General features: G+C 75.0%; 5 protein-coding genes. All 5 read right to left on the bottom strand.

Annotation, left to right across the window (positions count from 1 at the left end):
* Positions 1–995, bottom strand: a 995-nt coding sequence (locus tag IE249_RS37655) for an ABC transporter ATP-binding protein (protein WP_506367008.1), incomplete at its 3' end; no start/stop codon positions are given.
* On the bottom strand, positions 992–2,863 hold the full coding sequence (locus tag IE249_RS17910; protein WP_189705835.1) for an ABC transporter transmembrane domain-containing protein: 1,872 nt from the start codon (positions 2,861–2,863) through the stop codon (positions 992–994). The genes IE249_RS17910 and IE249_RS37655, both read right to left, overlap by 4 nt.
* A 124-nt stretch (positions 2,864–2,987) precedes the next feature.
* Positions 2,988–3,116 carry a mycelium formation morphogenetic lantipeptide SapB gene (gene ramS, locus IE249_RS17905; RefSeq protein WP_189705834.1) on the bottom strand — a complete coding sequence of 43 codons (129 nt, stop codon included), beginning with the start codon at positions 3,114–3,116 and terminating at the stop codon, positions 2,988–2,990.
* 33 nt (positions 3,117–3,149) lie between these two features.
* Entirely contained in the window at positions 3,150–5,777 is a 2,628-nt protein-coding gene (lanKC, locus tag IE249_RS17900; protein ID WP_189705833.1) for a class III lanthionine synthetase LanKC, read from the bottom strand.
* A gap of 248 nt (positions 5,778–6,025) precedes the next feature.
* Positions 6,026–7,774, bottom strand: coding sequence for a DoxX family protein (locus IE249_RS17895; protein WP_189705832.1), 1,749 nt, complete (start codon positions 7,772–7,774; stop codon positions 6,026–6,028).
* Positions 7,775–7,854: the final 80 nt, after the last annotated feature.

The following is a 7,854-nucleotide window of genomic DNA, read 5'->3' as shown; positions in this document are numbered from 1 at the left end:
GGCGCGGTGAACCGGTCCAGGACCACGAGCAGCCGGGTTCCCGCGGCGCCGATCGCGGTCATGAGGGTGTGCAGCGCGGGCAGCAGGGCCTGGGCGAGATAGGTGAACGCGCCCAGCAGGGCGCCAGTGGTCACCCCCCCTTCACGCAGCCACGGCACGGTCACCACCAGGAGCAGCACCGGCAGTTGGCCGGCGACGCCGAGGGCCAGCGTGCGTACCGCGCTCCAGCGGGCGAGGGCGCGTGCGGCGGCGGCCGCTTCGGCGACGAGCCGCGCTCCGTCCCGTGCCACTGCCGCCTCCGTACCGCAGGCGGTGATGTCGCGCAACGCCCGCCGTGTGCGCGCCGCGTGATCGCCCAGCGCCTCGTCGGCGGCGAGCGCCCGCCGCTGCGCGGCCGCCATGGGCCGCAGGGTGGCCAGGAACAGGGCGAGGCCCCCGGCGAGGGGCGGCACGACGACGACGAGGAGGACCGGGTCCAGTGAGAACAGTCCCACCAGGGCCCCGGCGGCGGTGAAGACGAACGAGCGCAGCGTGAGGACGATCCCGGCGAAACTGTCCCGCACGGTCTCGGCCTGGTTCGTGAGCCGTGAGACGGCGGCGCGGTCCCCGCCACCGGGGTGGGCCAGGGCACGGGCCATCGACTGGTCGACGGCCCGCCGCACCAGTTCATCGCGCAGCGGTTCCGTCAGCCCGGCCAGCTGGGCGAAGACGCCTCGGACCACCGGCGCCCCGAGCAGCACGGCGACGCCGGACACCGCGAGCCAGCCGAGTCCGGTGAGGGTGTCACCGGCGAGGAATCCACGGTCGACGGCCTGGGCGACCCCGTAGCCGACGACCAGGGTCTGCGCGGACTCCGCCACGGACCACACCGCGAGCCGCGCGAGGACGCCCTTGCGCGCGGCGAGGAAACGACGGGCGGGCGGTACGAGCCGGCGCAGCGGCCCGGGCCCGCCGGGGGACGTGGCGGCGGAACGGCCGCTGTCGACTGTCGTCACGGCCGCACCTTCCCGCGGGCAGGAGGTGTCTCCTCCCGCCGGAGCCCGTCGCCGTCCTCGGTCCCGAGGGGTACGGTGCCGTGCTCGGTCCCGAGGGATACGGTGCCGTGCTCGTCGGCGCGGTGCTCGTGGGCCTCGGTGCCGTGCTCGTCGGTGCCGTGGGCCTCGGTGGCGAACACCGCCCGGTAGGCGGCCTCCGTCCACAGGCGCCGATGGGCGCCCACCGCCCGTACCCGTCCGCCCTCGAGCCAGATCACGAGATCGGCCCGGGCCGCGACCGACGGGCGGTGCGCCACCACCAGCCGCGTGGCGGTTCCGAGGGAGCGGCGGAGTGCCTGGTCCACCGCATGTTCCGTGACGGTGTCGAGACTTGATGTCGCGTCGTCCATGACGAGCAGCCGGCCCGCGTGGGCGAAGGCGCGGGCCAGGCCCAGGCGCTGGTGTTCGCCGCCGGACAGAGGGGCGTCGGCGAGCCGGGTGTCGTACGTGCCGGGAAGACGGCGTACGAAGGTGTCGGCGCCCGCGACGCGCAGCGCCTGCCGTATCCGGTGCGGTGACACGGTGCGTGGTCCGGCCGCGACGGCTTCCGCCACGGTGCCCCCGGTCAGTACCGGCCGCGCGAAGGCGAAGCCGACCTCCGCGCGCAGGCACGGGCGGGTCAGCCGGTCGAGAGGTGTCCCGTCCAGCAGGACCTCCCCCTCGTCGGGATCGATCAGCCGGCCGGCGACGGCGGCCAGGACGGATTTGCCGGCACCGCTGCGGCCCACGACCGCGGCGGTCAGGCCGCCCGGCACGACGACGTGGTCCACCCGCAGGACCTCCGTCCCGTCCCGCGCGACCCGTACGCCGCGTAGTTCGAGGGTGCCCGGGCCGTCCGGGGGAAGAGTCCGGGTTCCGCAGGGCAGGGCGGGGAGCTGTTCCAGGGCCGTGGTGCGTTCCCGTGCCGACCGCCCTCTGACGAGTGCGCCGAGCAGGGTGGCCGCGCTGCCGAATCCCGCGGTCAGCTGGGCGTAGCGGACCACCGCCAGCAGTTCGCCGACGCTCAGGGCCCCCGCGCCGAGCCGGAGGCCGCCGACGGCCGTGGCGGCCAGGGTCAGCAGCGGGACCAGGACACCGCCGGTGGCCAGCGCCCTGCCGTGCAGCACCCACATGCGCCGGCCCAGTCCGGCCAGTTCGGTCAGCGGCGTCAGTACGCGCTCACGCTCACGGAGGGCCGTCCCGGCGGCGGCGATGGTCTCCGCGCCGTCCGTCGTCTCCAGCAGGCGTGCCGCGATGTCCGACTGCACACGCTGGTAGGCCCGTACCGACGCTCCCGTGTCGTGGGCGAACGCCCGCAGCACCAGTACCAGGGCCGGCAGTCCGGCCAGGACGCAGACGGCGACCCACACGTCGACGACGGCCAGCGCGACGAGCGCGCCGGCCGGGACGACGAGTGAGGCCGCCAGCGCGGCCCGGGTGGCCGGAAGGCCGCCGGCGTCGGAGGCGTTGAGGGTCAGCCGGGTCGCGACGTCCCCCGGCGAGTACCGGCCGGCCAGGTCCGGGACGGCGTGCAGCATTCCGGTGAGGGCGCGGGAGCGGACCGCGGCGGTCCAGTCGGCGGTGCACCGGCCGGTGAACAGCGCGGTCAGGCCGTCGAGCAGGACCTCACCGACGAGCAGTGCGGCGCTCGCCGTGAGCCAGACCCCGGCGGAGCCGTCGTGCAGCAGCAGGTCCAGGGTGCGGCCGAGGACGAGGGGCTGGGAGAGAGCGACCGCCGCCGCCACCACCGAGCACACCAGGACCAGCAGTTCGGGCAGGCGGCCCGGATCGGTGTCACCGGGGCCGGGCGACGGACGCGTCCGTCGGCGCCGGGCCGGGATGATCCCCACAGCTGTCCCTCCTCGTGGCCGTCGCCACCCGCGGCGGAGACCGGGCGCCGTGCACCGGCGCCCTGGAGACGAGTCCGGGGCGCCGGTGCCCAATCACGCGGCCCCTCGCGGGCCGCCTCCCGCGTCAGTTACAGGTCGTCACGCTGAGGCTGCTGTCGCCGCAGAGCAGCAGGCTGGCGCGGCTGCCGTGCTCGACGTCCCCCATGGCCTCTTCCTTCGGGGTCTCCATGGACTGCAGATCGAACAGGTTCATGTGCTCTTCCCTTCGTTCGGCAACGGATGTTGTTCACGGCCCCGGGTGGGACCGGCTCGTGGGCCGCGGCAGCCGCCGCGGCGAGGGGAGGAACGGCAGACCGGCGGGACGGTCACCGCGTACGGACGCGAGGGCCAGCAGGCACCCGGCGGTCCCCGTGGAGAGGTCCATCGACAGGCGCATCATCTGTTCGCCGGGGAAGGCGAGCCGGCCGCGGTAGGACATGGCGTGCCAGGCCAGCGCGTCGATCTGGCGCCGGACGGCCTCCGGACCCGTGCCCGCCCCGGTGGCCGTCGTCCGGCCGAGGTACAGCACCATCCCGGCCACGCCGCGGTAGAGCCCCGGCTGGGCGTAGAACATGGCCTGCGCGGCGCGCACGATCTCGGTCCGCGCCTGCTCGAACCGCTCGTCGGCGCGGTGCGCCAGGTAGTCGTCGAGCACCATGCCGATGCCCACGCTGCCGGCTCCCAGGTACGGCATCGTGCGCCAGCCCTCGTCCACCTGGAGCGCGCCGCCCACGCCCCGGACGCAGGCCGAGAGGTCCTGGCGCAGCGCGGCTCCGGCGAGGTCGAGCAGTCCGGTGTCACCGGTGCTTTCGTACAGGCGCAGGAACAGCAGCGCGCTGCCGGTCGCACCGTGCAGCAGGCCCGCCCGGCGGCGGGGACTGCCGGGCCGTCCCCCGGGTGCGTGGCCGGCCTCGATGCTCCGGGCGCTCAGCTCGGCGCACCGCACGGCCGCGGCGCGCAGCGCGGCGTCGCCGGTGGAGGCGGCCAGCGAGTCCAGTGCCAGGCCCACCCCGGCCGTGCCGCTGTGCAGGTCAGTGCCGAGATCCTCCAGGGGATGGCCGAGGAGCGTCCCGGTCAGCTCGAGCGCCCGGTCCCGGTGGCCGAGGCGGTCCAGGGTCCACGCGGTTCCCGCTATGCCGTCGTGGAAGCCCAGGGGCATGCCCGACGGCAGTTCCTTCGTCCGCTCGAGCAGCCACTGCTCCTCGCCCTCGTCGCGCTCGGCCCCGCTCTCGGCGAGGGCGTACAGCACCCCGGCCGCTCCGTGGCCGAACGAGAGCCCGCCGCCCGCGGTGGCGAACTGGGCGACGTCGCCGGGGAAGAGGCGGTCGTCGCGGGACGGGGTCGCCGACGCGCGGATGGCCGCCGTCATCGAGTCCCGGCTGCGGGGCCAGTCCCCCGGCTCCACCGGGACGAAGGGCTCCCCTCCCCGTCGCGCCGCCGGCGGCCGGCCGGCCGTGGCGCCGGTGATCTCCTCGACCGCCGCGTCGAGGAAGGCACGCGGAACCGGGAACTGCCGCGACACGATGTCGGCGAGGTGCTCGGCCTTGCGCCGGTCGAGCGCGAGGAGACTGGTCAGCGGCAGGAACAGGGCGAGGCGCAGGCAGGCCAGCGCGTACCGGTCCACGGCCGTGCCCCGCCGTCCGGGGGGCGCCACGAACGCGGGGTGGGCGACCGTCTGCCGGCCCGGCTCGTCGACATGGTGGGCGGCTTCGAAGTCCAGCAGGGCCACCCGCCCGTCGTCGCGGATCATTATGTTGAACAGGTGCAGGTCGTTGAAGACGACACCGCGGGCGTGCACGTCCGCGACGGCTCGCTCCACCTGGGCGTGGACGTCGAGCGCCCACGCGGTGTACTCGGCCAGCCGCCGGTCGCCGGGGTCGGCCTCGATGAGCGGATGGCGCCGGGCGAAGAAGGTGTTGAGCGGTTTGCCGTCGAGGTGCTCCAGGGCGAGGAAGTGATGGTCGCCCACGGTGAAGCAGCCCCGCACCTCGGGCGTGCAGGACAGACCCGCCAGCCTTTCCAGGGCCCGGCGTTCGCGGTGCAGGCGGGCCACCGCGTCGGCGCCGTCGGCCGCCAGGCCGGCGTGCGGGCGGGCTTCCTTGAGGACCACGAGCTCACCCGTGCGGACGTCACGCGCCCGGTAGACGCCACCGCCGTTGGAGAAGTGCAGCGCCGACTCGACGGTGTACGGGATGCCGGCCAGCGTCACCGTCGCCCGCGCCTCGAGGTGGGGCCGCAGGAAGGCCGGCACGCTCACCCAGTCGGGCACCTGGAACACCGGGCCGCGGAGGTCGGGAACGAGCACGCCCTCGGGATTCGCCACCGCGGGCTGCAACTCGCCGTCGTCGTCGTAGCAGTTGCGGCGGGTGAAGCTGCCGTAGCGCACGTGCACCGGGCTGTCGCCGAGCCTGAGGTCGCTCAGGATCCTCGGTCCGGGCTCACCGGCGAGCAGCGCGGCCAACTCGCCGGCGATGCGCTCGAACTGCTCCTCGTCCGGCGGATACACGGTGATGAACTTGCCGCTGCCCGCCCGGTCCGCGTACTTGGCGTTGCGCTGGTGCAGCAGATAGCGGCTCGGTACGAACTTGAACGCGACGCCGCGCTCCAGGCAGTAACCGCGTACGCGCTCCAGGACGGACTCGGCGTTGTCCAGGCACGCGGAGACATGGATCTTCCAGCCCTGCGGCGGCAGCTCGGCGTCCAGTGGGCGCAGGGCGAGCCAGTCACCGATCTCCCCCCGCTGCCATCCGGCCGGCACGGGCAGCAGGGCCGCCGCGTACCGGGAGTCCGCCGCGCGGGTGCCGGGGACGGCGCGGTGCGGCGCGTCGTAGAAGTACGGATCCGCGTCGCAGTACACGGCGTAACCCTTGTTCACCCCTGCTCCCTCCGACCGGGCCGGTGCCAGGAGAGACGCTGTCACGCGCCGCCCGGCCGGGAACAGTCACCGCTGTCACCACTCCGGCGTGCGGAACGCACAGGTAACTTGGCCCGCGCGGCAAGCGCCGAGGCAGCAGGGCACGGCGGCCGTCACCCCGCATGGCGCGGCGCCGCCGTCACCCCGCATGGCGCGGCGCCGAGCGCTCATGATGAGGCTGCGGCGCCGGCCGAAGGGGTCAGGTCTACTCAGCCCAGCAGTCCTCCCACGAGTCCGGGCTGGCCCGAGGAGGAGCTGCCGCCGCCGGTGGACCCGCTGCCGCCGGTCGCGGCGCCGCCGGAGGTCGGTCCCGCGCTGGTGCTGGGCGCCTGGTGCACCGGCGAGGACTGCCGCGGGCTGGTCTGCCCGGTGGTGCCCCGGGTCTGGCTGGGCGAGCCGGACGTCGCCGTGTCGCTGCCCCGGACCGAGCCCGGGGTGGTCGCGGGGCCGCCGGAGGGGCCGGCCGTGGCGCCATGGTGCCGGGGCGAGGAGGACGCGGACGGCGCCTTGTGGTGCCGCTGCTTGCCCGGCGTCTGCGGAAGCGGCGAGCCGGGCAGTTCGTTGCGCGGGGCCTCGCCGGGCCCGGGCACGACCACCCGGTCGGAGTCGCGCACCGCGCCGCCGAGCAGCGAGCCCACGAGCAGCGTCAGCCCCGTGACGACGACCGTGAGCAGCGCGCCACGGCGCAGCACGAACTGCCGCAGCTCCCAGATGTCGGAGCGCGGCCCGAGCCGCCGCCAGGCCGAGGCGGCCAGGCGGCCGTCGACCGAGTACACCGGGGCGCCCGCGATGATCAGCGGGGACCAGGCGGCGAGGTAGATGATGTCCGGCGCGTCGTAGACCGGGACGGTCTTCCAGCTGACGGTGACGATCAGCGCGCCCGACAGCAGCGCGCCGAGCACCGCCGCGACCCGCTGCCAGCAGCCCAGCACCGTCAGCACACCGACGATGACCTGGAGGAAGGCGATCACGAGGCCGGAGCCGACCGGGTGGTGCAGCGCGAACTGGCGCAGCGGCTCGGCCACGTCCCAGGGGTGCAGGGTGTTGAGCCACTTGACCATGGAGCCGCGCTTGCCGCCGTCGAAGTACAGCGGGTCGCACAGCTTGCCCATGCCGGCGTAGATGGAGATGCAGCCGAGGAAGACGCGCAGCGGGAGCAGGACCACGCCGAGGTTCATCCGGCGGCCCGGGTAGTACGCGTGCCGGGCCGGGTCGTCGGCGTGCCGCCTGCCCGGCCGGCGCCCGTCGCCCGCCGTCTCGGGGTCGTAGCCGTACTCGTCGTCGTCCTGGTCGTACCCCTGCTCGTACCCGGGTTCGTGGTCGTAGTCGTCCACGAAATCGGTCTCGCCGTGAGGGGACTGGCCGTAGGGAGCGTGGCCGTGGCCCGCACCGCCGTACGCGGCGGCCTCCTCGTAGGCGCTGCCCACGGTGCGCATGTGGGGCAGGAGCCGGGTGCCGGGCTCGGCGGTGCGCTGGGCTCCGACGACGGGGGTCTCGACGGTGCGGTCGAGGTCGTCGTGGCCGACGGCGCCGCCGCGGTGGCCCGGGGCGGGGTCGACGCGCGGGATGACCTGGGTGGCTCCGGCGTCCGCGGACGGCTCCTCGGCGTGCCGGACGCTGCCCCGCACGGCCTGGAGCAGCCGGTGGGCGCCGGTGTCGTCGGGCGCGGACCTGCCGCTCCAGACGACGGGGCGGCGGTGGGCGGCGGCCCCGGCGCGGCCCGCCGTACCGACGACGGGCATGCGGGCGGGGGTGTCGGTGGCGCTCAAGTGCCGGGCGATCCGCGGGGACTGGGCCCGCCGGGAGGCGGCGCCCAACTGCACGCGGAAGCTCGCGTGATTGACGATGACCTGCGCCGGATCGCTCGGCACCTTCACCATGCTCAGCGCGGGAGCGTCGTCGATTCCCGACGAGCCCTCCCCCGTGGGAGTGCGGGGTGTTCTGGTGTCCACACTCATCTAACCGAGTGATGGGGAGTTAGGACACTGCCTTGACCCGCCGGATCTGTCCGGACCGCGTCAAGGTTGCGCTGATCGCC

Source organism: Streptomyces anandii JCM 4720, from assembly GCF_014650655.1.
GTDB lineage: Bacteria > Actinomycetota > Actinomycetes > Streptomycetales > Streptomycetaceae > Streptomyces > Streptomyces anandii.
Note: the sequence above shows the minus strand (reverse complement) of the source record. Positions and strands in the feature narration are given on the sequence as shown.

Coding starts and splice junctions, on each gene's coding strand:
- ramS (WP_189705834.1), bottom strand. CDS start 3,116: ATGAACCTGTTCGATCTGCAGTCCATGGAGACCCCGAAGGAAGAGGCC.
- IE249_RS17895 (WP_189705832.1), bottom strand. CDS start 7,774: ATGAGTGTGGACACCAGAACACCCCGCACTCCCACGGGGGAGGGCTCG.